The sequence below is a fragment of the Pseudomonas ceruminis genome, assembly GCF_021602025.1.
GTDB lineage: Bacteria > Pseudomonadota > Gammaproteobacteria > Pseudomonadales > Pseudomonadaceae > Aquipseudomonas > Aquipseudomonas ceruminis.
This window is the reverse complement of the sequence record NZ_BQHW01000018.1, coordinates 23,841-44,200: the sequence shown is the minus strand read 5'-3', so window position 1 is coordinate 44,200 and position 20,360 is coordinate 23,841. Positions and strand designations below refer to the sequence as shown.

At 55.6% G+C, this 20,360-nt stretch carries 44 protein-coding genes; 3 read left to right on the top strand and 41 right to left on the bottom strand.

Annotation, left to right across the window (positions count from 1 at the left end; all coding sequences use genetic code 11):
- Window positions 1-29: 29 nt before the first annotated feature.
- From L6D80_RS19685 to L6D80_RS19670, 4 genes are all read right to left on the bottom strand, one after another.
- The gene (locus L6D80_RS19685) at window positions 30-377 is read right to left on the bottom strand and encodes a hypothetical protein (RefSeq protein WP_135002592.1); all 348 of its coding nucleotides are present in this window, start codon (window positions 375-377) and stop codon (window positions 30-32) included.
- Window positions 378-807: 430 nt separating this feature from the next.
- Entirely contained in the window at window positions 808-1,212 is a 405-nt protein-coding gene (locus tag L6D80_RS19680) for a hypothetical protein (RefSeq protein WP_023383680.1), read from the bottom strand.
- Window positions 1,213-1,287: 75 nt separating this feature from the next.
- Window positions 1,288-1,512 carry a hypothetical protein gene (locus L6D80_RS19675; RefSeq protein WP_135002593.1) on the bottom strand — a complete coding sequence of 75 codons (225 nt, stop codon included), beginning with the start codon at window positions 1,510-1,512 and terminating at the stop codon, window positions 1,288-1,290.
- 267 nt (window positions 1,513-1,779) lie between these two features.
- Window positions 1,780-2,037, bottom strand: coding sequence for a hypothetical protein (locus L6D80_RS19670; RefSeq protein WP_023383679.1), 258 nt, complete (start codon window positions 2,035-2,037; stop codon window positions 1,780-1,782).
- A gap of 125 nt (window positions 2,038-2,162) precedes the next feature.
- On the opposite strand from L6D80_RS19670, the gene L6D80_RS19665 reads away from it, so the two are divergent.
- The 3 genes from L6D80_RS19665 (at window position 2,163) to L6D80_RS19655 (ending at window position 3,707) form a co-directional block, all read left to right on the top strand.
- Entirely contained in the window at window positions 2,163-2,492 is a 330-nt protein-coding gene (locus L6D80_RS19665) for a DUF6388 family protein (protein ID WP_023383678.1), read from the top strand.
- A 222-nt stretch (window positions 2,493-2,714) separates the two neighbouring features.
- Complete coding sequence (locus tag L6D80_RS19660; protein ID WP_060501053.1) at window positions 2,715-3,131, top strand: hypothetical protein; 417 nt, start codon at window positions 2,715-2,717, stop codon at window positions 3,129-3,131.
- Between the two features lie 327 nt (window positions 3,132-3,458).
- Window positions 3,459-3,707, top strand: coding sequence for a hypothetical protein (locus tag L6D80_RS19655; RefSeq protein WP_023383676.1), 249 nt, complete (start codon window positions 3,459-3,461; stop codon window positions 3,705-3,707).
- Between the two features lie 267 nt (window positions 3,708-3,974).
- Here the strand turns inward: L6D80_RS19655 and L6D80_RS19650 are convergent, their stop codons facing one another.
- The 37 genes from L6D80_RS19650 to L6D80_RS19480 all read right to left on the bottom strand — a co-directional run bounded on the left by L6D80_RS19650 (window position 3,975) and on the right by L6D80_RS19480 (window position 20,337).
- Window positions 3,975-4,184 (bottom strand): hypothetical protein, encoded by a 210-nt coding sequence (locus L6D80_RS19650; protein ID WP_023383675.1) that lies wholly within the window; start codon window positions 4,182-4,184, stop codon window positions 3,975-3,977.
- 130 nt (window positions 4,185-4,314) lie between these two features.
- Entirely contained in the window at window positions 4,315-5,106 is a 792-nt protein-coding gene (locus L6D80_RS19645) for a hypothetical protein (protein ID WP_023383674.1), read from the bottom strand.
- Between the two features lie 78 nt (window positions 5,107-5,184).
- A complete protein-coding gene (locus tag L6D80_RS19640; RefSeq protein WP_023383673.1) occupies window positions 5,185-5,592 on the bottom strand; it encodes a glyoxalase superfamily protein in 408 nt (135 codons plus the stop codon).
- A gap of 823 nt (window positions 5,593-6,415) precedes the next feature.
- Window positions 6,416-6,682, bottom strand: a complete 267-nt coding sequence (locus L6D80_RS19635; RefSeq protein ID WP_041925789.1) for a hypothetical protein — start codon at window positions 6,680-6,682, stop codon at window positions 6,416-6,418.
- A 517-nt stretch (window positions 6,683-7,199) separates the two neighbouring features.
- Window positions 7,200-7,427, bottom strand: coding sequence for a hypothetical protein (locus L6D80_RS19630; protein WP_023383671.1), 228 nt, complete (start codon window positions 7,425-7,427; stop codon window positions 7,200-7,202).
- Window positions 7,428-7,442: 15 nt separating this feature from the next.
- The gene (locus L6D80_RS19625; RefSeq protein ID WP_023383670.1) at window positions 7,443-7,688 is read right to left on the bottom strand and encodes a hypothetical protein; all 246 of its coding nucleotides are present in this window, start codon (window positions 7,686-7,688) and stop codon (window positions 7,443-7,445) included.
- Window positions 7,689-7,697: 9 nt separating this feature from the next.
- Window positions 7,698-7,919, bottom strand: a complete 222-nt coding sequence (locus L6D80_RS19620; RefSeq protein WP_023383669.1) for a hypothetical protein — start codon at window positions 7,917-7,919, stop codon at window positions 7,698-7,700.
- 384 nt (window positions 7,920-8,303) lie between these two features.
- Window positions 8,304-8,879 (bottom strand): hypothetical protein, encoded by a 576-nt coding sequence (locus tag L6D80_RS19615; RefSeq protein ID WP_135002594.1) that lies wholly within the window; start codon window positions 8,877-8,879, stop codon window positions 8,304-8,306.
- 70 nt (window positions 8,880-8,949) lie between these two features.
- Entirely contained in the window at window positions 8,950-9,168 is a 219-nt protein-coding gene (locus L6D80_RS19610; protein WP_023383666.1) for a hypothetical protein, read from the bottom strand.
- 233 nt (window positions 9,169-9,401) lie between these two features.
- Window positions 9,402-9,686, bottom strand: a complete 285-nt coding sequence (locus L6D80_RS19605; RefSeq protein WP_023383665.1) for a hypothetical protein — start codon at window positions 9,684-9,686, stop codon at window positions 9,402-9,404.
- A 39-nt stretch (window positions 9,687-9,725) separates the two neighbouring features.
- Window positions 9,726-10,118 (bottom strand): hypothetical protein, encoded by a 393-nt coding sequence (locus L6D80_RS19600; protein ID WP_023383664.1) that lies wholly within the window; start codon window positions 10,116-10,118, stop codon window positions 9,726-9,728.
- Between the two features lie 413 nt (window positions 10,119-10,531).
- The gene (locus L6D80_RS19595) at window positions 10,532-10,813 is read right to left on the bottom strand and encodes a hypothetical protein (protein ID WP_023383663.1); all 282 of its coding nucleotides are present in this window, start codon (window positions 10,811-10,813) and stop codon (window positions 10,532-10,534) included.
- A gap of 14 nt (window positions 10,814-10,827) precedes the next feature.
- On the bottom strand, window positions 10,828-11,073 hold the full coding sequence (locus tag L6D80_RS19590) for a hypothetical protein (RefSeq protein WP_060501515.1): 246 nt from the start codon (window positions 11,071-11,073) through the stop codon (window positions 10,828-10,830).
- Window positions 11,074-11,169: 96 nt separating this feature from the next.
- Window positions 11,170-11,349 carry an FmdB family zinc ribbon protein gene (locus tag L6D80_RS19585; RefSeq protein WP_023383662.1) on the bottom strand — a complete coding sequence of 60 codons (180 nt, stop codon included), beginning with the start codon at window positions 11,347-11,349 and terminating at the stop codon, window positions 11,170-11,172.
- Between the two features lie 26 nt (window positions 11,350-11,375).
- Window positions 11,376-11,969, bottom strand: coding sequence for a GNAT family N-acetyltransferase (locus tag L6D80_RS19580; RefSeq protein ID WP_023383661.1), 594 nt, complete (start codon window positions 11,967-11,969; stop codon window positions 11,376-11,378).
- 28 nt (window positions 11,970-11,997) lie between these two features.
- On the bottom strand, window positions 11,998-12,327 hold the full coding sequence (locus tag L6D80_RS19575) for a hypothetical protein (RefSeq protein WP_135002595.1): 330 nt from the start codon (window positions 12,325-12,327) through the stop codon (window positions 11,998-12,000).
- Between the two features lie 112 nt (window positions 12,328-12,439).
- Entirely contained in the window at window positions 12,440-12,688 is a 249-nt protein-coding gene (locus L6D80_RS19570) for a hypothetical protein (protein WP_023383660.1), read from the bottom strand.
- A 17-nt stretch (window positions 12,689-12,705) separates the two neighbouring features.
- Window positions 12,706-12,831, bottom strand: a complete 126-nt coding sequence (locus L6D80_RS30110) for a hypothetical protein (protein ID WP_259641803.1) — start codon at window positions 12,829-12,831, stop codon at window positions 12,706-12,708.
- A 273-nt stretch (window positions 12,832-13,104) separates the two neighbouring features.
- Window positions 13,105-13,248 (bottom strand): hypothetical protein, encoded by a 144-nt coding sequence (locus L6D80_RS19565; protein WP_176515319.1) that lies wholly within the window; start codon window positions 13,246-13,248, stop codon window positions 13,105-13,107.
- Window positions 13,249-13,261: 13 nt separating this feature from the next.
- Window positions 13,262-13,543, bottom strand: coding sequence for a hypothetical protein (locus L6D80_RS19560; RefSeq protein WP_023383659.1), 282 nt, complete (start codon window positions 13,541-13,543; stop codon window positions 13,262-13,264).
- A gap of 11 nt (window positions 13,544-13,554) precedes the next feature.
- Window positions 13,555-13,977 carry a ParB/RepB/Spo0J family partition protein gene (locus L6D80_RS19555; protein WP_236183062.1) on the bottom strand — a complete coding sequence of 141 codons (423 nt, stop codon included), beginning with the start codon at window positions 13,975-13,977 and terminating at the stop codon, window positions 13,555-13,557.
- A gap of 28 nt (window positions 13,978-14,005) precedes the next feature.
- Window positions 14,006-14,266, bottom strand: a complete 261-nt coding sequence (locus L6D80_RS19550; protein WP_023383657.1) for a hypothetical protein — start codon at window positions 14,264-14,266, stop codon at window positions 14,006-14,008.
- A 19-nt stretch (window positions 14,267-14,285) separates the two neighbouring features.
- Window positions 14,286-14,495, bottom strand: a complete 210-nt coding sequence (locus L6D80_RS19545; protein ID WP_023383656.1) for a hypothetical protein — start codon at window positions 14,493-14,495, stop codon at window positions 14,286-14,288.
- Window positions 14,496-14,544: 49 nt separating this feature from the next.
- Window positions 14,545-14,757, bottom strand: coding sequence for a hypothetical protein (locus L6D80_RS19540; RefSeq protein ID WP_023383655.1), 213 nt, complete (start codon window positions 14,755-14,757; stop codon window positions 14,545-14,547).
- 210 nt (window positions 14,758-14,967) lie between these two features.
- A complete protein-coding gene (locus L6D80_RS19535; RefSeq protein WP_023383654.1) occupies window positions 14,968-15,276 on the bottom strand; it encodes a hypothetical protein in 309 nt (102 codons plus the stop codon).
- A 100-nt stretch (window positions 15,277-15,376) separates the two neighbouring features.
- Window positions 15,377-15,541 (bottom strand): hypothetical protein, encoded by a 165-nt coding sequence (locus L6D80_RS19530; protein WP_158491107.1) that lies wholly within the window; start codon window positions 15,539-15,541, stop codon window positions 15,377-15,379.
- Window positions 15,542-15,633: 92 nt separating this feature from the next.
- Complete coding sequence (locus L6D80_RS19525) at window positions 15,634-15,849, bottom strand: hypothetical protein (RefSeq protein WP_148299957.1); 216 nt, start codon at window positions 15,847-15,849, stop codon at window positions 15,634-15,636.
- A 125-nt stretch (window positions 15,850-15,974) separates the two neighbouring features.
- Window positions 15,975-16,097, bottom strand: coding sequence for a hypothetical protein (locus L6D80_RS30105; RefSeq protein WP_274519665.1), 123 nt, complete (start codon window positions 16,095-16,097; stop codon window positions 15,975-15,977).
- 16 nt (window positions 16,098-16,113) lie between these two features.
- A complete protein-coding gene (locus tag L6D80_RS19520) occupies window positions 16,114-16,512 on the bottom strand; it encodes a hypothetical protein (RefSeq protein ID WP_023383653.1) in 399 nt (132 codons plus the stop codon).
- A gap of 14 nt (window positions 16,513-16,526) precedes the next feature.
- Window positions 16,527-16,943, bottom strand: a complete 417-nt coding sequence (locus L6D80_RS19515) for a hypothetical protein (protein ID WP_236183060.1) — start codon at window positions 16,941-16,943, stop codon at window positions 16,527-16,529.
- Window positions 16,944-16,946: 3 nt separating this feature from the next.
- Window positions 16,947-17,270: a hypothetical protein gene (locus tag L6D80_RS19510; RefSeq protein ID WP_226342927.1), complete on the bottom strand. Its 324-nt coding sequence runs from the start codon at window positions 17,268-17,270 to the stop codon at window positions 16,947-16,949.
- A gap of 99 nt (window positions 17,271-17,369) precedes the next feature.
- Window positions 17,370-17,903 (bottom strand): hypothetical protein, encoded by a 534-nt coding sequence (locus tag L6D80_RS19505; RefSeq protein WP_023383651.1) that lies wholly within the window; start codon window positions 17,901-17,903, stop codon window positions 17,370-17,372.
- 11 nt (window positions 17,904-17,914) lie between these two features.
- Window positions 17,915-18,184 (bottom strand): hypothetical protein, encoded by a 270-nt coding sequence (locus L6D80_RS19500; RefSeq protein WP_023383650.1) that lies wholly within the window; start codon window positions 18,182-18,184, stop codon window positions 17,915-17,917.
- A 439-nt stretch (window positions 18,185-18,623) separates the two neighbouring features.
- Window positions 18,624-18,839, bottom strand: a complete 216-nt coding sequence (locus L6D80_RS19495; RefSeq protein ID WP_023383649.1) for a hypothetical protein — start codon at window positions 18,837-18,839, stop codon at window positions 18,624-18,626.
- Between the two features lie 104 nt (window positions 18,840-18,943).
- Window positions 18,944-19,159: a hypothetical protein gene (locus L6D80_RS19490; protein ID WP_148299957.1), complete on the bottom strand. Its 216-nt coding sequence runs from the start codon at window positions 19,157-19,159 to the stop codon at window positions 18,944-18,946.
- A 111-nt stretch (window positions 19,160-19,270) separates the two neighbouring features.
- Window positions 19,271-19,594 carry a hypothetical protein gene (locus tag L6D80_RS19485; RefSeq protein ID WP_023383647.1) on the bottom strand — a complete coding sequence of 108 codons (324 nt, stop codon included), beginning with the start codon at window positions 19,592-19,594 and terminating at the stop codon, window positions 19,271-19,273.
- 470 nt (window positions 19,595-20,064) lie between these two features.
- The gene (locus tag L6D80_RS19480; protein WP_023383645.1) at window positions 20,065-20,337 is read right to left on the bottom strand and encodes a hypothetical protein; all 273 of its coding nucleotides are present in this window, start codon (window positions 20,335-20,337) and stop codon (window positions 20,065-20,067) included.
- Between the last annotated feature and the right edge of the window lie 23 nt (window positions 20,338-20,360).

The window sequence follows — 20,360 nt, the reverse complement described above, 5'->3', positions numbered from 1 at the left end:
AAGGAAAAATGGGCTCTGTGAGAGAAGACCTAAAGGCTATAGGCATAAACCCAATTGGGCATGCCCATATAGTGTTCTTTCAGGCCGATACGACAACGCGTAAGGCGCTGAGCGTCATGCAATGTGGATAGATCACGACCCAATTGCCGGCAGCGATCAGCACCTAGTCCCAGGGCGACGGATGTCGCGCCAGTGGTGAAGACATATGCGTCGACGAATTCGCTGTTGAGGACATCAGCGTCCCCGTTTTCACGGATCCATTGAATGATCCACTCATGGCGAGCAGCTGGCTTCATTCGGACTTTAACATTCGTTGAGTCACCTGCTCCGAGCGAACCCCCACCAACCAGTTGATCAGTCCCATATCGCTCAGTCATGGTGCTTCCCTCAAAAAAACCGCTCATGTGCCGGCCGGGGAGTAACTTCCAGCAGATTACGGAAGACGGCTACCATCGCGGCGAATCCATTTAGCAGATCGCACTGCCGCCTGATACTGCCTAATCGAGCGCACCAGCAAGATCAGAGCAATTGCAGCCACTCCGCCCGGCCATAGCGAAGGCCACTCGTAACCGCGGAACGAATCAATTGTGTCAGCTTGCAAGTGGAACAAGTATCCCTGCCAACCGAGCATGACTAATGCAAAGCACAGCAGAAGCTCATGCTGTGTCGTTCGCCGGCGAGGCGGCGTTGGGTGGTTACTCATGTACCATTTCCATAGCAATCAATGCTTATCCTGCAGGCTCAAAGAGCGTTGCAGCCCCAGTCTGTGAGTGCGCTTGATGTTGCGCTACGCCCGACGAAATTTCATCAACAAGCTGAAATGCGCGCTTTGCGAGAAATGCTCAACGCGTTGGCTACAGCTGGCAGGGCCGCCAGGATAAAGGCCAGGATGGCCAGCCCATAGCCGGCTACTGCACCACCGCGGAACTGGTATGAGTCGACCTGATACAACAGGCTGACGGATTTTGGTAGCGTTACACCCTCGGCCGGTGTGCTTGCAGTGTGCAGATGCCATTGATCGTCGAGCCCACCCTCAATCCGCCCTTCAGCCCGGCAGAGGCCATTAACGACGGGAGCACCCGCGGCTTGGCAAATTGACGGGTCGGTGATGAGAGCAACTGCCGGCTCAATGGTTTGCAGAGCGAAACCTACTCGAATCGCACACCAGAGCACCAGCATCAGCCAGGCGATCGAGATCGTGAAGCTTTTCAAAAAGTGATTCTCCGTTGGCTAGAGGCAGAAGCAACAGGTACTGCCACTCAGCACGTGAAAAAGTCAGCTACTGGGTCAGGGTTGAAGTCCGTAGACAGTGAAGGTGGCCCCAACCACAAACAGGCAGGCGGCAATGTACTTCATGACCCGCCGAACACCAGCCGGCACACAGAAAAACGCCGCCAAATAAGCGAGGGCCAGGCCCAGGAAGCCCAGTAAATAAAGTGTATGCTCCGACATTTTGGTCTCTTCCTTTTTGAAATTACGCGCTCTGAAAGCGCTTTTCGATGGGTAGGTCATCGACGTCCACGTAGCAGTGTACGCCTGCTGTATCGGTAATGAGAGTCATGGCAACAGGGGACTCTTGCCCGATGAATAAAGATTATCCTATAGGACAATCTCTAACAATGATTATTTGCCTATACGACAATATTTGCCTCCAAAAGCCTTGCTTCTGTAGCAGGCTCGTCGTCGTCGCCCGAACCACGGCCGGAGAAGTTAGGTGCGTGCCGTCAACACGTTTCCTAGGCCGCCCGGCTGTACCGGCGGTTACCTGGGTTGCCGACACTATTGCCGCTCCACGGCTTGCAGCGCCTCGCTACGCTTGCCCATGTACTCGTCTTCGGTCAGCATCCCTAGGTCAGCCATGAGCATGGCATAGCCGATGGCCACGCTCGACTCGTGTTTTGCATCGTCGATGCTCGTCGCTGCCCGAGCCCGCTCCAGGACACCGGCCAAGTAGGTGTGAGCAATGGCGATGGCCGCCTGGCTGATCTGCTGTATTACCCTTTCAACTGCTGGACCCGGCGCTGGCTCCGCAGTCATCAGCTACATCGGCTCGCCCAGGGCCATCATCTGTGACGGCATTCCACGGTAAACTTACGCTGCACTGGCGCATCTGGGGCATCCCCTGCCTCGCAGCGTTGAATTCACATAACAGGGAGTGAGGCATGCTGACCTTCGAAAACCGGTACGACGCAGCTCGCAACAAGTACTTCGCTGAAAACCCTCAGGCAATGAAAAAAATTGAAGCGGTTAGCGCTGGGGTGATCGAGGCCTGCGGAATGACGGTTGAGGAGTACCGCCAAGTTCAGCGGGTGCGGGTGTTCGCTGAAGCAGCCGAGAGGCGGGGCATTGAGCTGGATGAGTTCGTCATTCAGTTAGTCGCCGAATCCCCACAGCAAGCCCAGGAGTGGCGGATCCAGCGCCATCGGCAAATGGCTGACGCGCTTGGTATCGACTGGTCGGAGTACAGAGCCATGAATCAACTCTGCGAATAGTCGATTCGGTATTGGTTGAAACCGTCCTGCCGGTACTGTAAGTTAGCCCTCGATGCGCGGTGACCTCATGCTGCTGCTCGTAACAGCCGCTTCGTGATCTCGCCCTGCTGCTCCTTCCTTAGCGTTACGGCTAAGAAAGTCAAAAGCCTCGGAACTCCCGGGGCTTTTTTGTGGGCGCCCCAAAGGCGTTCCCCCGCCCCACTCACGTTGATGGTTCGCAGTATGGTGATTGAGCTACACAAGATCGCGCATGACTTCCGTGCATCGCTCGACAAACAGAAAGCCCTGGGCATTCTTCCGCAGCACATGATGGATTTCCCTAGCGCATGCTGCGCAGTGACCTCGGAACTCCTAGGCGATTATCTCAACAGCATTCCAGGCGGCCCGAAGGCCGACACTGTAAACGCCAACCGGAATGGCAAGTCACATATGTGGCTCGTTGTGGATTCGGTGATTGTTGACCTGACGGCAGACCAGTTTCCAGATGGCCGCCCGGCGGTGTATATCGGCCCAGAAGACTCCACCTGGGAAATAGATCTCCGCGGTAAAGCCAGCCATGGGGGAACGGCCACATCATCGGACGAACGAGCGGTGCTTGAACGGTTCATCGAGTACGCGGGGCTGCCCACCTTCGATTAACCTGGTCTGCACACACTCTGCTTCCATGCTGCCCTGCACTACAGGCGCACGCAGGGGCAGAGGAGCGGTCGAGGATCCTCCCTTACGCTCCTCTGCCGAGACATCACTCGTTGGCTGCGTAATTCGCCTTTCGAAGCCACTCGCCTACTGCGGCCGATCGAGATCCTCCCCGGGCGTTGATGTCCCGCCCCCTAAAGGTGCCCCACGCTCGATAACCTCGCCCGTCGACTGCGACCCAGAACGTGACCTGGTCTTCGTCCACCTGCCGATAAATTGCTTCTGGTGCTGCGTTCATGATCGGACCTTCTTTGTTTAGGAGGTCCTAGAATGGCGTCACGACGATCGGCAATGGCGCTGGAACAGCATGGCGTGGCTGACGCCCTGGGCGAGATCTCCTCCCACCACATGCTCAAGGATGGCGTCCCAGCAACCGGGTCGGAGGTGAGCGGTCAACTGAGCAGCAGAGTACTTTTGCTCACTCAGGTTACGACCATCCCGGCGCCAGCACAGGCGCACCCGGGCTTTGACATGCTGGCCATCGGGCGTGTGGAAATCGACAATTTGCTGGGATGCTGAACAAGTGGGGATCCGGCGATCCTCTATAACGTTGAAGCCGCAAGCCTACAAAAATGGGCGCACAGCATCGCGAGAGCGCTGTTCGGCCGCGAGACTTTCTGAGCCTCGAAACTGACGGGGCTGTGAATTGGACAAGGCAACACTCCCTTCTAGCAGGCTGGTCACAGTCCAATTTGACTCCCTGATCGGTTGGTCTGTTCGGAGCTTAAAATGGATAAGCCCCGACCAGGCCGGGGCTTCGTGTAGTCATTTTGCAACCGTAGCAGATCAGCCCTTGAGCTGCGTCTTACCGATCAGCACACCAGGGCCCACTGCCGTATCCAATGGTTTGGCACGTCCCAAGTGATACTCGGCATATTGGCTGCTGCCATCCTGGATCACGCACACTGCCAAGATACACCACCCTTCATCCAGCAGTCGTTGAGCTTGGGTCTGGCCATTCACTTGCGTCAGCTCTGTTACGTCTTCAATCGCCATCGGTGCTGCTCCTCGCGTAGATGATGGCCCAGTGTAGTCACTGACAAAGCTTACTGTCCTCATTAATCTTAGATTTTCTTGTACGCCCCAGCTCGGGCAGACAAAATCCGTGGGTCTTAAGCTTACGCGTCTAGTCGGGTAATAAGCCAACACCCATCGGCTCAAAGTTCAGGCCGGCACCCGTTATCTGCCAGCTTCCGTATCCCACAGTATCTCTATGATCAGGATGCCATGTGTGAATGGCCTCCATCATCCAGCTGAGGAGCCTTCTTTTATTATTTTGGTCCTTCGCTTCTTTTGCCACGTCATTAAAACTTTGGCTCTCTTGCGCCCACATTTCTCCTTGGGCATAGATGTGAGGGCCGAATTTCTTCGCCAGGTCAGTGTGGTTTGGCAGAGAATTTCTGATTTGCATCCACGCCAAAACCATTTCAGTCTTGTCTGGCTTCTCACGATTCATAATTCGGTTGATCACATCCGCGTAATCTTTTGCCCAACGATCCTCTGCATCAGAAAAAAGGCTGATCTCTTCCGGGATAATGAAGATGTGCTCCATCTCATTTTCCAGCTGATAGGCCATATTGGACATTGCGGGATCACAGAATCTAGTGGGCATGAGTTTTATCTGGCCTTCGCAGATGTCACGTCGAAGGTGAAGAAGTTCATGCCCGATAACGGATTCCGTAGCGGTCAATGGGTCACACCAAAGCATAACTCTCTGCTGATGACCATCGATTTCAAACGCCGCTGTTGCCATATCGATGTTAACCAGTGGATCAAGGCAGTCAGCTTTATGCATTACTTCAAGCTCGATGCCGGTTGAGTCATGTATCAGTTTTGGAATCGAGCGAAGGCTTATCGGCAATCGCTCCCACACCTCACGCATATTGAGGGCGTCTAGCTGCTGCTCAAAACGTTGCATTCCGCGCTTCCTGTTTGGATTACGATTCTCAGAGTCCTTCAAGGGCGTTTAAATAACGCCCTTTTTCTACAACCAAACTTATTTGCCTATGCTGTTATCATCAACAGCACCTACTGCTCCGCTACTTCGAAGCGCAGTGATACCTGCCCGCTCGACCTGATCGACCATAATGTGTGCCTCGCGCGCCAATTCGACGCGGAGGTCCGGCGCCATTTGAAAGCGGATTGCAACCGGTGCCAGGCGCAATAGCGCTTGTAAAGAGGTATTCAGATACTCGGGCGAACTGTCTCGGGTCACTTCCAGCAGCAAGGGTGTTGAAATCACAGGTGCCCGACTCATCGCAGCTAGCGCAGTGTTCCAATCGCGATGGCCATGCATGGCCGTTACAGCCTCCAGGCTTTGGCTATGCGTGATAGGCATGTTCTGGCGGGAGAGGTGACCGCACAGCCGCTTGGCCTGCATTTTGAAAGTTTCAATCGTAGACATGATGGTTTCTCGCTGTTCCGGCCGCGGTGCGCGTCGTCCCTCCGTTGGACCTGCCGGTGAGAATCACCATTCGAGTTAAACCTTGCTCACCATGCCATTGAGGCGGAGGGGGCAGGCAGCAAATAGCCCTGCCCCAAAGGCTATTGCAGACCACCGCGACAATCAAGCACAACACTCAGGAAACCTAGCCATAGCCCTCCAGCTCCACAGCACTCGCAGTCGCGGCAGCATCGTCGCCAAGCACCCCTGCTGAATCATTATGCGATCGGTGTGCAACTGTTGACAGTGCGCAGCCGAAAGGCGAAATCAGCTATGGCGTCATCCCGCTGCTCGATCGCCTCTACATTGATGACCTGGCGGCCGCGAAGGGCTCGACCCGCCCAGGATTCGTCCAGGCTGCCCTGTGGCAGCTATGGTGCACCTACGGGCTGCAGCTTACCCCTCTATCACAGGCATTGGGCTTGGGACGGTTTTGAGCCACAGTGCGCGTCGTTGCTACGTTGGCAACACCTGATACCTGAATCGGGTTTGGACAAGTCCTTCCGCCGCTACTGGGAATGGATCGTGGCCGAACACTCAGCAGGACGTCCAGCGGGACCTTGTGTGCGATGATCGATTGATGCTCAGGGGCCCCTCTGCCGAAGCGGCACCATTCGCCGCCGCTGACTATTTGTCCACCTTCCAGATGGAGCTGACCATGCCCCTGTTTACCCGCTTTCGTCACTTCCTCCAGCGCCGCAACATGACACGCCTTAACGCGCAAGCGATCGGCTTGCAGTTGATCACTCAGCGCAGCGAATCAACACGCGGCCACTTCGTTTTCCTACACGTCCTGAATGAGATTGCGCAGGCGCTCCAGCACGGCGCGAGCGAACTCCGGCGCGGCTGCTTTTGCGTCCTCGATGCTGGCAAATCCACTGCCAATGTGGCCCAAGTAATCCAACTCGAAAGCCCCTGCATCATCGGTGATGGCCATCATTTCCTGACCCGCATAAAGAGCAACCTGCATCACCTCCGGGCTATCTCCCCACCAGACCTGTTGCGGTCGATTCAGCGGGAACACGTATCCCTCTCTCACTTTGATTTGCATGCTGTTTTCCGTGACTACTGGACGGGTTTAGGTTGCGTCTGACCCTGTTCGGGTCGCTCAACCTGGTGAGCTGGTGATTGAACGTCGTTTGTCCATTTTTGGGCGATCTGAGCCGAATCACCAAAGAGCCACATAACTCCACTCGCGGAGCGACAGGCTCGCTTGAGAGCTTGGCGAGGCAAGAACCGAACTCCCGACGCTTCTTCTAGTTCTCGACGATGATGCTCTGGAGGCCTTGGTGGGCCGGGCCAACGTCTATGATCGTGACTGCTTGCTTCATGATGTTCTCCTTTAACAAATTGGTTGAGGCATCAGGTCAGGCTGACCGCAGCAATTCCACACCATGATCGCTTCATGCCTGTACGTGTAACCGTGGGTAATCGGTTTCACAGCACACCTCTTGAACGAACAGCAGACATGCCATGAGCCATCGCAATCTTGCTCAAGCACAGCCGCAGACTTACACCATGGGCAACTGCGAAGCTCTGGCTCTATCCTCGCCATGGCGTTTGCTTTCCTACGTCGCTGAGGCGCGCATGTACGACGCCATATCGCCCATCTGCTCGACGATGGCGGCTTCGCTTGCTTCATGCGCGGCGCTGATCTTGGCTTTCATTCTCAGGCACAAACCACAATCGACGTGCTCCCAGTTGCTGGCACCGTTACTGGCATCCCCGAGCCAAGTGCCGCATGGCGCCTGCTCGGCTTCATCGTCGTCAGGGCATGGATCAAAGTGCGTGGCCATCGTCGTTTTCCGGTATCAGTTGATTGATTGTCTGTGCTGCTTTCTCGATGCACTCAACGAGCAACTACCCCACAAACTCAATGACAAACCCAGCATGAAAACCGGCGCCATGAACATGCTGAACTCGCTGCGCAGATCTGGCCCGGCGTAGGGATGGTTCCAGATCCAAAAAGCTACTGCCAGGCTGATCGCCAGGCAGCCTAAGCCGCTCAACACCAGGGTCAAATCGGTACGCCGTGTAGCGCGATTAACCTTATCCATGTGGTTTTCCTACCTGTAACGGGATGAAATTACCCACATGCGGTGCTCAATCTTCTCGATCTGCGGCGTGACTTCCTTGGAAATAGGTGGCTTGCCTAGAATGCGCCGTATCCAGGCGTAGGAGGGCAAACTCCAAAAGCCTAATTTATGCTCCAGCTCCAATCGCTGTCGCTGCAACACTACGAGCGCGCCGCTAACCTGTTTTTGCCATGCCGATTCCGCAGCCTTCATCGTCGTTTTCCGTGGTTAGTGCGTGTGACTTTGCTCAGTACGCTGGACGGCTAGTTTATGCATCTGAGCCTCAATTGAGGGGCGTAGGCATAGCATGACCATTGCACAAATTAGGGTCACGCCCATTCCAACCCTTGTTGCTAGGCCAAAGGGGTCAATCAGTGCGCCTCCAGCCATAACCAGTGAAGAGATACAGCTAACCGTCGTGAAAACTGGAGCGACCACAAAGTGCGCTTTGACCTGCTCTTTAAAGGTGGGGGCTGCATCAGATTGTCGGTTCATTCATTCCTCCTGCTGGAACCGGGGAGCGTAAAGGACATTTCTCTACTGCCGCTGCTGCCTGCCCAGCTCGATGGCTGGGCTTGGCGAGAACGGGCGCAGCCATCATTCCCGCTCAGATTGCGGGAAGATGACTATTGCGGCGATTCCGGCGGCGATTACCCCCAAACCAATGAGCAGCAAGGAAGCGTTGGCAGTAAATAGAGCCATTTTTGCCATCAGTGGATAGCTGCCATCAGCGAGATGCATACCGGGCGCTGTTGCGTACAAAGCACACAATGCGGGTATGGCACCAAAAAGGAGTAGGGCAACCATCAGCCCTGCACACTTAGCCGACAGTTCAAATTTTGAGTTGCCTAGCTTATACGCCATGGCCAGTGCCCAGGCTGCCGCAATCATTGACAGCCAGTCTATCCAGAGCGCCGGGGTCACATCGGAATACTCGCGTGTAATAAGACGCGCCCACCCATACCAAACCCACGACACTGCCTCCCCTGCTGCTGGCAGCGCAAATACGCCCGCCAGTACACCCATCCCAGCAAGCACATAGAGCGCGGATGAACGCATCGCAGAGCCAATGCTGCAGGCTGGGGTCGCGGTGCGTTCATCGCCTTTCGCCGACAGTGCGCGCGCTTTCCAGTCGTGTAGGCTAATAACGCGGGGGGTCATATCTTTGCTCATTTCATGCAATTCCCTTTGGTGTCTCAGTTGGTTTGTGTTTCCACAGCCCATGCAAAGCCATGACGTTTTCCTATCCGATCAGGGAATCAAGATCGCGCTCAAGGCGATCCGCCTGTTCCTCGGCTTGCATCCGATAACAGGCCAGGCTGCGCTTGGCTGCTTCGGCAAACGTGCTTGTGCCCGCTTCGAAGTCCTCCAGGCCGGGGGCATCGCCGCCCGTGGTGTCTTCAAACTCCTTGAACCACGCTCGCTGCGCGGCGGTCAGCTTGACCTTCTTGCTGGTACTCATCGACGTGTTTCCTGCTCGATCCCAAGGGCTGAAAATGCCCTGTTCCTACTGGCAAAGCCCGCACTGGGCGGGCTGGTGATGCAGCGGGTTTTCCTCTTGAACTGGTGCCTTGTGGTAGTGGGTGCACGCCTGTGGTTTCGCTGGGAGGGCTAGCACCTCCCGTTGTCCGCCGCACGCAGGCCCTATCGGAGTCGTCCTGCACCCACTCCACAAAGCACCGTCGTTTTCCCTGATTAGCTGAGTAGGCAATCGATACCTGCCATGGTTGCGACCAGGCAAAGCAGAATGACTCCAAATACCAGCAAGCCTCTAAAGCCGTGCTTAGGAAGCTCAACCCCGCATGCGGTGCTGATCGCGCTTGCCGATGCTCCTACCAAAATCCCGCTGGACTGAGCGAGATTCCAGTCGAGGAAGTGCATCACCAAGGCAATACCTACGATTGCCAGAGCGAGGGTGACCACCAAGCGGGCCAGATCTGCGCGCTGGGGTGAATGAAGTGGAACGCCGAAGATTTGCATGTAGAATCCCTAGGTCCAATCCATCAGGCGCCGTCTTGATCAGATCGACCTGGACAGCTTTACCGAGTACAGAGAGGTTTCGATATTCATGGCTGTCCCGTCAGTTCCCACTTTGAAACGCTGCGCGTGGTCATATTTTCTGTCGCCATCCAGAGCGGCCATGTCTGGATCAGTAACGAGCCATCCATATGCCTCGTGAGCGCTCAGGCCATTGCCCATGCAAACCTTCAACACTGCTAGGGGGCCTTTGTTGGTACGAATTTCTTGGCTTTGGCACCCATCGTCCGGGATCGAAAGTGCAAACTCCTGCGGACCGGAACTAGTTTGCGCCGTAACCTGCACCTTCCACAAAACAGGCGGTTGCGCAGCATTCGCTGTGGCGCAAACCCCAGCGAGCAAGACAATCGGCAATGGTGTTCTCAAGCATTTCATTCGGTAAATTCCTTCCGTTTCCTTAGTCGCGAAACCTGCGACTGATCCGTGTGCTACGGGTTTCCTATCCGATCAGGGAATAAAGATCGCGCTCAAGGCGATCCGCCTGTCCCTGGACTTGCATCCGATAACAAGCCAGGCTGCGCTGGGCTTCATGGCCCTATTCCAATTTTACCACGGAATCTTAAAAGGAATATAACACGTACCAATAATACCGAATCGACGTAATTCTGCCAACAAAATATCTGGCTACTCCCGCTTGATGACGGCAGGTCGTAGCGCCTCGTTCAGCTGTGCCATGTTCACCATTTCGTTCAAGCGGCAGCCTGATCGGCTTGGACCATGATCTGGGACACCCTGCCGGCGTGGGCCTTCAACTAGCCTACCAACGCAGGGCAACGCACGTTTTCCTCTCATTCGCCTTGTTCAGGCGGTACCCGCCAACTACGCAGCAAGCTCACAGCTTCGTCCAGTAGAGCCTTCCAGGTATCCCAATCAATCAGTCCCGCGTCGTCCATCGCCTTGAGATAGCCCATCGCCTGGCTGTACTCGGAATCGAAATGGAATTTATTCGGGGCCAACTGCGCCACCGACAGTTGCAGGCGATATGACCGCACCATTTTTGCGGTGCGCGGTGGCATATTGGTTGGCAAGATGCAGGCCAGGCGCATCGGTAGCGGCATTTCTCGGGCCATAGAGAGGTTTTCCCTCAACTCTTCGTCTGGTGTGCAAGCCTGATGATTTCGGCTACCGACTGCACAAGTTCAACGCGGGTTTCGTCGTCAACTTGCTCCAGCTCCTGGCCGACGCCGCGCCTGCCCTCAAGATCAGCCAGCACACCCCGCGCAGCTGCATGCGCCCAATCGACGGCGGGTGATGGCATGGCACTGTCGTCGTCTGGAAAGTCGTCGTATGGGAATTTCTCTCCCATCTCAAGTTTTGATTTGGCAGTCATGATTTATCTTTCCCTCATTTCGCGGACGCGAAATCCGTGCCCTGGTACTGCCAAAGCCCGCGACTCGGCGGGCTGGTGGTGGCAGGGCGTATTCCGTTATTCGGGTTCGTTGGTGGCCAGCTCAACACCGCCATCCCATTCGGCCTGGACCTCGGAACCGCACGACGCACAGGCAGTCGTTACCTCGGGCGCAGATTCCGCCAGATGCAACTGGCCAGCATGCCCGCAAGCCTCGCAGCGGTAGACGTACAGCACTACCGGAGCAGTTGTATTCATGGTCACGATTTCCTCGAACAGATCAGTTACTGACTGGAGCGACCAGCCAACACCTGACGTTCCATTTCTTCAAGCTGACGGATGGCATTTCTGTCATAGTCAGTGGGGATCGGCATTGCGTACGAGAAACCGTATACAGGCTTGTAGTTGCCGGTAAACATTTCAAAAGTCCCCTCTGACTCCTTAGGCCCAAGGTTGCGAAATCCGTTTTTCAAATGCCACTCTACGGCCGATGGCGCTGAGTAAGAGTGCAGATCGCCGCCAGCGCGTGCTTCTTCTAGAAGTAGCCGTGCTACGCCCGAACCTCGGAATGGCTCGAACACAAAAATCGCGTCCATTCGCTTTATTTTCGGCTTGTCTGTTTTCGTGACAATAAGCATACCCATAGGCATCCCATCCGTGCCCGCTGCGTAGTACATACGGCTGTGGCCTGCTCTCAGCATCAACTGAGTCTGAGTCATCTGCCCGTAACGATGCTCAACTGACCAGCCAAACAGCTTTGCTGTTTCCAAACCGTAGAAAGCCGACAGGAGCAGATGGTGAAGCATGTCACCGTCGAGGCGATCTTTATGAAAGGCTCGAACCTTGACCTTGGATTTAGTGATATCGTTTTTTTTCATTCGTTTTCCGTGAATTTCGAGAATCCATTCAATGTGTCGTTTCGCAAGCTGCATCGTGAAGTGCCGCAAGCTCCTCAAACGAGTGACGTACCGCAATTACGGTCGCTTCGTCTTCGGGATCGGGCTCTATCATCCAGACCCATACTGGGGACTCGAAGAACGGTCCCTTATCATCCATCTCGTAGAAGAAATAAGTGCCTAGCTGCATCACCGCGTCAACGGCATCCTGAGGGTTAGTCGTGATTACGGGCGTTCCGGTTTGCGGGCAGATAATCTGATAGCGACCTCTTTCTCCCGTAGCTGGATTTGCTTGATTTTTTCGACCTGCGCGGCCTGGACGTTTCGATTTTTTGCTCACGATCTGCTCCTTGGCATTAGCGGCGCTCGCATCGCGCCTCCCTACTGTCGTTGCTGCCACCCTGATGGTTGGGCTTGGGCGGTACCGCGATTTTTCCCTTATCAGTTTGCGGTCAGCCGAAGTGCTGGACGCATGCCGCGTCCGGCCCTGGAATTGCGCCAAGCGTGACCAGCGCCTGCATCTTGAACTTGTGCCCGCAGTCGTCGCAGGACACCAAGCTGTAGCGCTGATCGCCATTGTCGCCGGATGACGCCAAACCACCCCAAGCACCGCCCATGGCGTGACGCTCAGTCATGGTGAAGCTGTAGCCGGAATGGCCACCGCATTTCGGGCAGCCTTGGGCGGGTGAATAGCTAGTCATGGGCGACGTTCTCCCGCTTACTTCGACTGCTGCTTAGGTGCCTGCGAGTCCAGGTACTTGGCCGCAGTCGCCGCCACGTCCGAAGTCTTTGCTTGACCGCCCTTGGCTTGGTGCTCTTTGACGTTATCCGGTTTGCTGGTCATCACTGGTCATTCCTTCCGTGTGGTGGGTGCCAAAAGGGCATCCTTCTACTGCTTAGCCCGCGACTGGGCGGGCTGTGGGAACGGCGGCTGTTTCCTATCCGCGGCGAGTGATTGCGCGGGCACGGCGGGCGGCCTTGCGAGCCGTCTTCGACTTGGGTTTACCGCCCCGAGGCCCAACGCTTGGTTTTTGAAGAAGGTGCCCAGCCATACGGCCCACGGCCGCAGTGGCGGTGATCATTGCATCGGCAGCTGAATGCTTCATGGCGCTTTTCCTCAACCTTTGAAGTCAGGGTCGACGACCCAAGTTTTGCCCTTACTGGCCACTGCCACCGGGCGTTCGCGAAGAGCATAAGCCGCGTGCTTGCCCGTGAGCTTTCCAGTCAGGTAATGGCGGGCGACGCTGAGTTCATATCGCATGTTCGAATTCCAATCAGTTCTTCATGGTCACGGCATCGGGCCGTTCGCATGTTTCGCGTGTAGACGGGGCGCCCCAGTCGTGAACATCCCGCACCGGACGACCACGCGCCGCATCGACATAGCCCAGTCGTGCGAGACGCTGCGCTCGGTAGACTAAGGGCATGCCTAGCCAGGCGCGGCCGATCCGGTAGCGCTTCCAGCCGGACATATATGGCACTTCAATATGAAACGAATCGAGATCCACTGATTCGGCTTTCAGGCTAGCAATGTAGCGGTCTAGGCGGTCTGCTCGCATGCGGCGGTTTCCTACAAATTCTCGCTATTAATCTTGCATCGGGCTAAAACGGCATTGATGCGTGCTTGTAGTTCCGGGTTAGATGCCGCGGCCTCGCGAAGGTCAGGTATCTGCTCCATGACCAGATCAGCCACATTCTCGCCAAACTGCTCGATAAGCCTCTCCAGGTTGCCAACCGTTTCTTCGGGGGCTATGGGCTCGCGACTCATATTGGCGATGAGTGGCGCTGCTGCGCAGTCCTCCTCGTCGAGTTGCAGCACCCTGATGGGGACTATATCCATCCCCAATTTCGTAGCCGCAAGCCACCGAACCATGCCTCCTCCAGGGGTGATTTCATAGCGGTGACCCACCTTACGAACGAGAATTGGCTCCAGGATACCAATCTCTTTGATGCTGGCAGCCATAGCGTCCACCCGGCTCTGGCGAGGTGCCATAGCGTGGGCGCTATTGGGCAAGATCTTGCTAGTTTGAAATGCAGTAGGTGTGCTCATCGCTGAAGTCCTGGTGAAACGGGGCTTCCTCCCGCGTTCCTATCCGGTCTTGATTTGCATCGTTGCGGCCTTGACGGTTCCCTTCTGCTTCGCAGAACGCGAACAGCTCAACCAGTTCAAGGCCGGTAAAGGCCGACTGGTGGCGACCACTCCAAGGCATCTGGCCGCAATGATTGAACGAAATTTTGGGCGCAGATTCGGCGGCGTTGTCGCTTTGCACAATGAGGGTCATATCGTATTCCTTGATTCGATCAGTACGCCAGGTCTGCAAGAAACTCGTGTCCGCACTCAGGGCAACCCAACTCGACATTCCGGCTGGCTTCCGTGTCGTGCTCACAGGTCTGAATTCCTTCGGCGCCGATGTCGTGTGTCTCCAGCACATCAAAATCGTGCTTACACGCAGGGCAAGCAACGGAAAGGCTGAGCGACCAGACGGCCTGTACATTTGGTGCATCATTCATTGCGGTTTTCCCTCAACTTCCGTTTAAACCGTCCAACTCGGGCATGGGCCTATTTGGCCGAGCGACCTTCCTTCCAGGTCATCGCGTAGAAAATGATGATGCCCACAATGGCGCCGATAGGGCCTGCGCGCTCAATCCATGTGGTTGAAAACGTGGGGAAGGCCAGTTTTAGCCCTATGAGAATCATGGTGGCAACGATCCACCCAAAGCCTGCTGCCACTGGTGTGAACAAAATCCGGTTGACGATCAGGTCCGTGTTCATAGCGACTCCTTTTGGGTTGTTAATGTGCCGGTCCAACGTGGCTGCCCAGCTCGATGGCTTGGCTTGGGCGGGATTTCCGTTGTTCGTGGAGCTGATGGTGGACGGGGATGACTTGTCGCCCCGGATTGCAGCAGCCAGCAGCCCCTAAGCGCGATAGCCGCCTTATTTACTCGACTGGGCATTCAGTTTTTCGATAACCCTTTGCGCTCTTTAACTTGGCGAGCATGCCTGTCTGATGATGGTTGAAATGGGTAGCTTTTGTTCGAGTAGACCACCCATGTATCCCCAGCAAGCCATCAATTTCAGCTCTCCATCGAGCTTGACGATATGCTCAGCTACAATTTCATCTCTACGAAGGTTTTCGGCCTGGATTCTTCGCTCCTCTGCAGCTGCTTGGGCTGCGAGAAAGGGGTCCAACAAAACCATCTTGGCCGCAGCGACAATCGCCAAACCTGCTAGTACACCGCAAGTAGCTGCTGTAAACAACGTTATCGATGGCCGGGTGACTGTCTGGGTCATAGCAGCTCTTTCCTGCTCAATCCTGGGCGCAAAAATTGCGCCTCTCTTATGGCAACGGCCCCACGGGTTAGGCTGGGCTGGGGTGTACCTGGGCGGTTTCCTAAGCGTCCGGCTGATCAGCTCGGCGGCGGTTCGCCACATCGCGCTCCACGTAATATTCAGCGCTGTCGCGATGAGTGAAATCCGCAACCTCCACGCCGTCCCAGGTGACGACTATGGCGCCTGTGGAACCCTCGGGTTTTATCTGCTCGATTGCGTACGTCATGCTCACTCCTTCGATAGGGTCGACGCCGATCCGGCGTCCTCTACTGCCGCTGCACAGCGGGTGGCTGGGCTTGGGCGGTACCGCGCTTTCCGCTAACAGTTTGCGTCATTCATTTCGGGAGCTGAGGGCAGCTTCGAATGCGGTTTCGCAGACTGCCTGCCTTCCAAGAAATACAGCATGAAAGTGAACGCCGAACCGGCGAGGGCAAAAAACGCAAGGAATGTGCCCACGACATTTTTCTGCCCTCCTGCAATAACCGCTGCGATGGCCATCACAACCATGAAGCTAAACCAAAATGCAGTTTTCAAATTATTCTCCCTAGTCTCGGCGGGGGCAAAAAGCATTCATCTCTACTGCCGCTGCCCAGCTCGGTGGCTGGGCTTGGGCGTACCTGGGCGGGAGATCCGCCGCATTTTCCGTGAGGTTGGTGGGGTCAGTCACGACGCAGAACAGTAATCAGCCCTTTCATCGTCTCTTTGATGCCAGACCAGGTGCCTACGATGCCGCAGGCACCCATCACCATGAGCAAGAGCAGCAGGTTTTTTGAAGTCTCCATTGGCGATTTACCTGGATCAGTCGAACTTGCCGAGGTGGATACGCAATCCAGACTCGCCACGGTGGGGCAACGTGAAGTACGCCGCCATCATACGGTCAAGGCTTCGGTGCAAAAGCATCAGGGGATGGCCGTTGCCACCGACATACATCGGCTGACCATGCGCGGCACCAGACTCAAAAAACCGATGGTCCCCGGTTTCATCCCCACCGATGGAATAAGAAATCATTTCGAGTTCATCATCGAGGTTGTAATACTCAATGGTTTCTGGACTGACTGCCCACAGCGCCGACAGAAGATCCTTCAAACGCTGATGTGCTTCCACCCTGGTGTGCGCCTCGAAGAACACGACGCGCTCCATGGCTTCGCGATCCTTCCAATCAGGCGCCGTCGAACTGGCGATAACTCGATAGATCATGGTCACGATTTCCTTCAGGCGGCAGCCTGATCGGCTTGGGTCATGATCGCCTTGGCCGCGTGGTTAATCATGTACAGCTGCGCATAGAGGCTGTCGCACGTCTCGGTAACGCGGTGCTCGTACCACTCTTCGCCCAAGCAAAGCACTTCGGCATTGTCGCGCATGAACAGGTGCGCTTCCTCGGTGGAGTCGATCTGTTCGGCAGCATCAAAAAGGTCGTCCCAGTGCATCCACCGATCATCGCCGTTATGGAGGTCGCGACGATGAATCAGGGTCAGTGCCCGGAATTCCTGCCAGTGCGACCCCCGCACCAGGTCAGCATCCTGAACCCACGCGGGCAGGGTGTCCCAAATTTCCTCAGAACACTCGTCATGCAGCTCCCGGCATATGCTCGACACCAGCACCTGACGGAACAGGTTTGTGCTGAACACCTGTTATTTATGGGACTCGTTGAGCTTGGTGTGCAGGTAGTAGGTGACGTCATCACCCGCCAGGAACGACATGCCATAGCCCAAGCCGACACTGAACGTCAGGTCGCCGATATCGCCGACCACCGCGATTCCGAACCGGGTCATCATGATGTCGAAGGCATAGGCAGTGGTGCGCTCAGCCTTGCAACGCCATACCTCAACGTCGGACTGCTTCACAAGGCAGGTGTACTGGTGATCCTTGAGCTTTTCAGCGGCACGGGCCTTGCGCTCGGCCTCGGTCTGCCGGCGCTCGTCGATATATGCCTCACGCGATTTCGTCACATCCATGGTCTACTTCCTATCGTGTTCGCGGACGAGAAAATGGGCGTCCTTCTACGCCCTCAGCCCCGCAGGGCGGGGCTCGGGGTGCAGCGGAGCGGTTTTCCCTTAACTCGTGGCTTTCGCTGCGCCTGGTGACTTCACCATCATGAAGTACGCATGAGAAGGCAGTTCACCTAGGTTCGAGTCGGCCTTAAAGATTGATTCCCAAGCCGAACAAATCTGAAAGAGAAATTGCAGCAAGTCGATAGCCTTACCATCGCTGAGGACAATTTCGAAAGATGGATGGCTTGATTCCGACCCTTCAATAGCACCAAACGGGCCAAGCGCCACTCGTGTTTCCTCGACCTCATTCAGCGTGGCTATCTTCTTTCTAAGGTGAAAATGCTTCGTTACGTTCGCGATGTCCGCACATTCGCCAAGGTAGCCTTTAGCTCCACATCGCCAGGTTTCATAGGCAGCAGAGCCTTTAGCGTGGCCCTGGTGGTGCATCACCCAATCCCTCAGCGCGGAATTTGTAACGCTGAAATTGAGCAAATGGTCTCCCATATCCTCAAAGGTTTTCGCGTTCCAGGTTCGTCCTGCCTCGCGGAACAGCTTGAGGGCCATGTCTTTGGGGGTGCTAAAAGCGGCAAGTCCCATAAATTTCCTACCTAGTTCGATTGTTTACTCAACAGGTCCGCCTCTGCCGTTTCGTGGGGGGCCAGAAGTTGTTCAAGGTTGCGGACCAGGTCGCTACTAGCGACGCGCAGGGTCAATTCAGCATCGCGGTATTCCCGGTCGTATGTCTCGTAGCGGGCAAGCGCTGCTACCTTGTCTCGCTCCTGCAGCTGCACTTGCGTGTCGGCAATGTCTGCGAGCTTTGCGCGTGCGTCACGAACCTGGGCGAGACTTGCCAGCAGCGGTTTAGCATCGATCATCATCGTGATGATTTCCTTTCATTTAACCCGGTGAGGGCCTTACGAGAACTGGACGATCTTGGCCAACGACGCTGCTCAATGTGGCCGACGAAAGCTCGTCCCCCGGCGAGATGCTAAACCCATCACTGCGAGCGCCCAGCTGGCAGCAAAATAAGGATCTGGGGAGGCGCCCCTTAGAAACCACAAGGACAACCCGCCGAGCGACACGAGAACCGCGCCACCGAACAAAACTTTTGAGTTCATGCGTCATTTCACTCCAAGACATATTCCTGTTCGATTCTGGGCACGCATACCGGCCCCCTCTACGGCCTCAGCCCAGCATGGGCAGGCCTAGGCGTTTCTGGCGGATTCCGAGGTCCTGCAGTCGGTGATGCCCCAGCCAGGCTCGCCCTCAAATCCAGCAGGCCAACTTTTCGTGATTCATCGGATATTTCAGGGCTTCCTATAACTCAACGCACTTGGTTTTTACTCGCTCCGGCAATGAGTTTTTCGGATAGAGCTTCCCAGTTGAGCCCATAAAAGGCTCAGTCATAATCTGTTTGGTAACGGTCGGCTGGGATTGCTTGCATTCATCTAGGGACTCATAACCCGGAATTGTATAGGTGCTCTCGCTAACGCCGCTGAACGAAATGGCGACGAACATCACTGCTTTCATCATATGTGTTTTTCCTGCTCAATACTGGGGAGCGAATGCATCCCTTTCTACGTCCTCGGCCCCGGCTTTTGAGGGCCAGGGCTTGGGGTGCCTCTGAGCGCTTTCCGCTAACAGTTTGCGTCATTCATTTCGGGAGCTGAGGGCAGCTTCGAATGCGGTTTCGCAGACTGCCTGCCTTCCAAGAAATACAGCATGAAAGTGAACGCCGAACCGGCGAGGGCAAAAAACGCAAGGAATGTGCCCACGACATTTTTCTGCCCTCCTGCAATAACCGCTGCGATGGCCATCACAACCATGAAGCTAAACCAAAATGCAGTTTTCAAATTATTCTCCCTAGTCTCGGCGGGGGCAAAAAGCATTCATCTCTACTGCCGCTGCCCAGCTCGGTGGCTGGGCTTGGGCGTACCTGGGCGGGAGATCCGCCGCATTTTCCATCAACTTACGGTGTCGACACCGAGGTGCTTACAAAGAGCATCCAGCTTCGTATCAAGAGCCTGGACCGCTGGCATCGACAATGCGGCCTGCGCAGTGTCCTCGACTATTGAAGGGCGCTGCTGAGCGCTGGACAGACCTTTGCCTATCTCTCGGCAAGTAACTATCACTAAGGCGAACGAAGCAGCCGCAAAACCCATCGCTCCGACACCAAACCACCACTCCATGTCTAATGCCGTTTTTACATTTGCGACACTGATGGTCGATAGGACCGAGTAAAAAACCAGCCAAACAGGGCTATTGAATGGTGTTGCTTCAGGTTTCATCAAATTATCCATCGTTTCGCGGGCGCGAAAATAGCGCCATCTCCTACTGACCCGGCCCCGGTTTGTTAGGCCAGGGCTTAGGGGTGAAGCTGAGCGTTTTCCTACCGACTTGGGCGCTTACGTTCTTGGCGTAGCTGCCACAACTTCAACTGAGCGCCCGCCAACACTGTCGTCACGCCCATAAGGGCGGCGATTGCAGTCACCGGCCCCAAGGTAGCAATGATCTTTCCCACCGCCCCTGGCCCAGGATCGACCACAAAGCTCACCCCCGCGTAAACGACGGCCAAGACAAAGGCAAAGATCCCGATTCTCCGTACTCGCTCAAGGCCTTCAATGCGCGCATCCAAATCAGACTCATCCACTGTTAAAACTCCTATTCAATCTGGTGACCGGGCGCGGAATGGCGCCCTCTATGGTTGTTGCTGCGGCCCAGGTGTGCCGTTGTTTAGGTGTAGCTGGTCCGTTTTCCGTTAAGACAGTGGGGCTTTGCTAAACCTAGCTTTCGCCTTGGTTTCGATTAGAACAAGCATGCCCGCCAAAATGCCCGCCTCTTCCTCGTTCACTGCTTCGGCGTCCATCAAGCCAACGACATATCCCTTCGTTACCAATGCAGCCTCATGGATCGCGGTTTCGGTCGCACCTGTCGCAACGTGGTTAACGTTGGCATAAAAGTTGGCCTTGATGCGCTCGCTCAGGTTAGGCAGTTGGCTTTCCCAAGCGATCTTGTAGCCGGCAATATTCATAATCGTTCCCCTAACAGATTTCT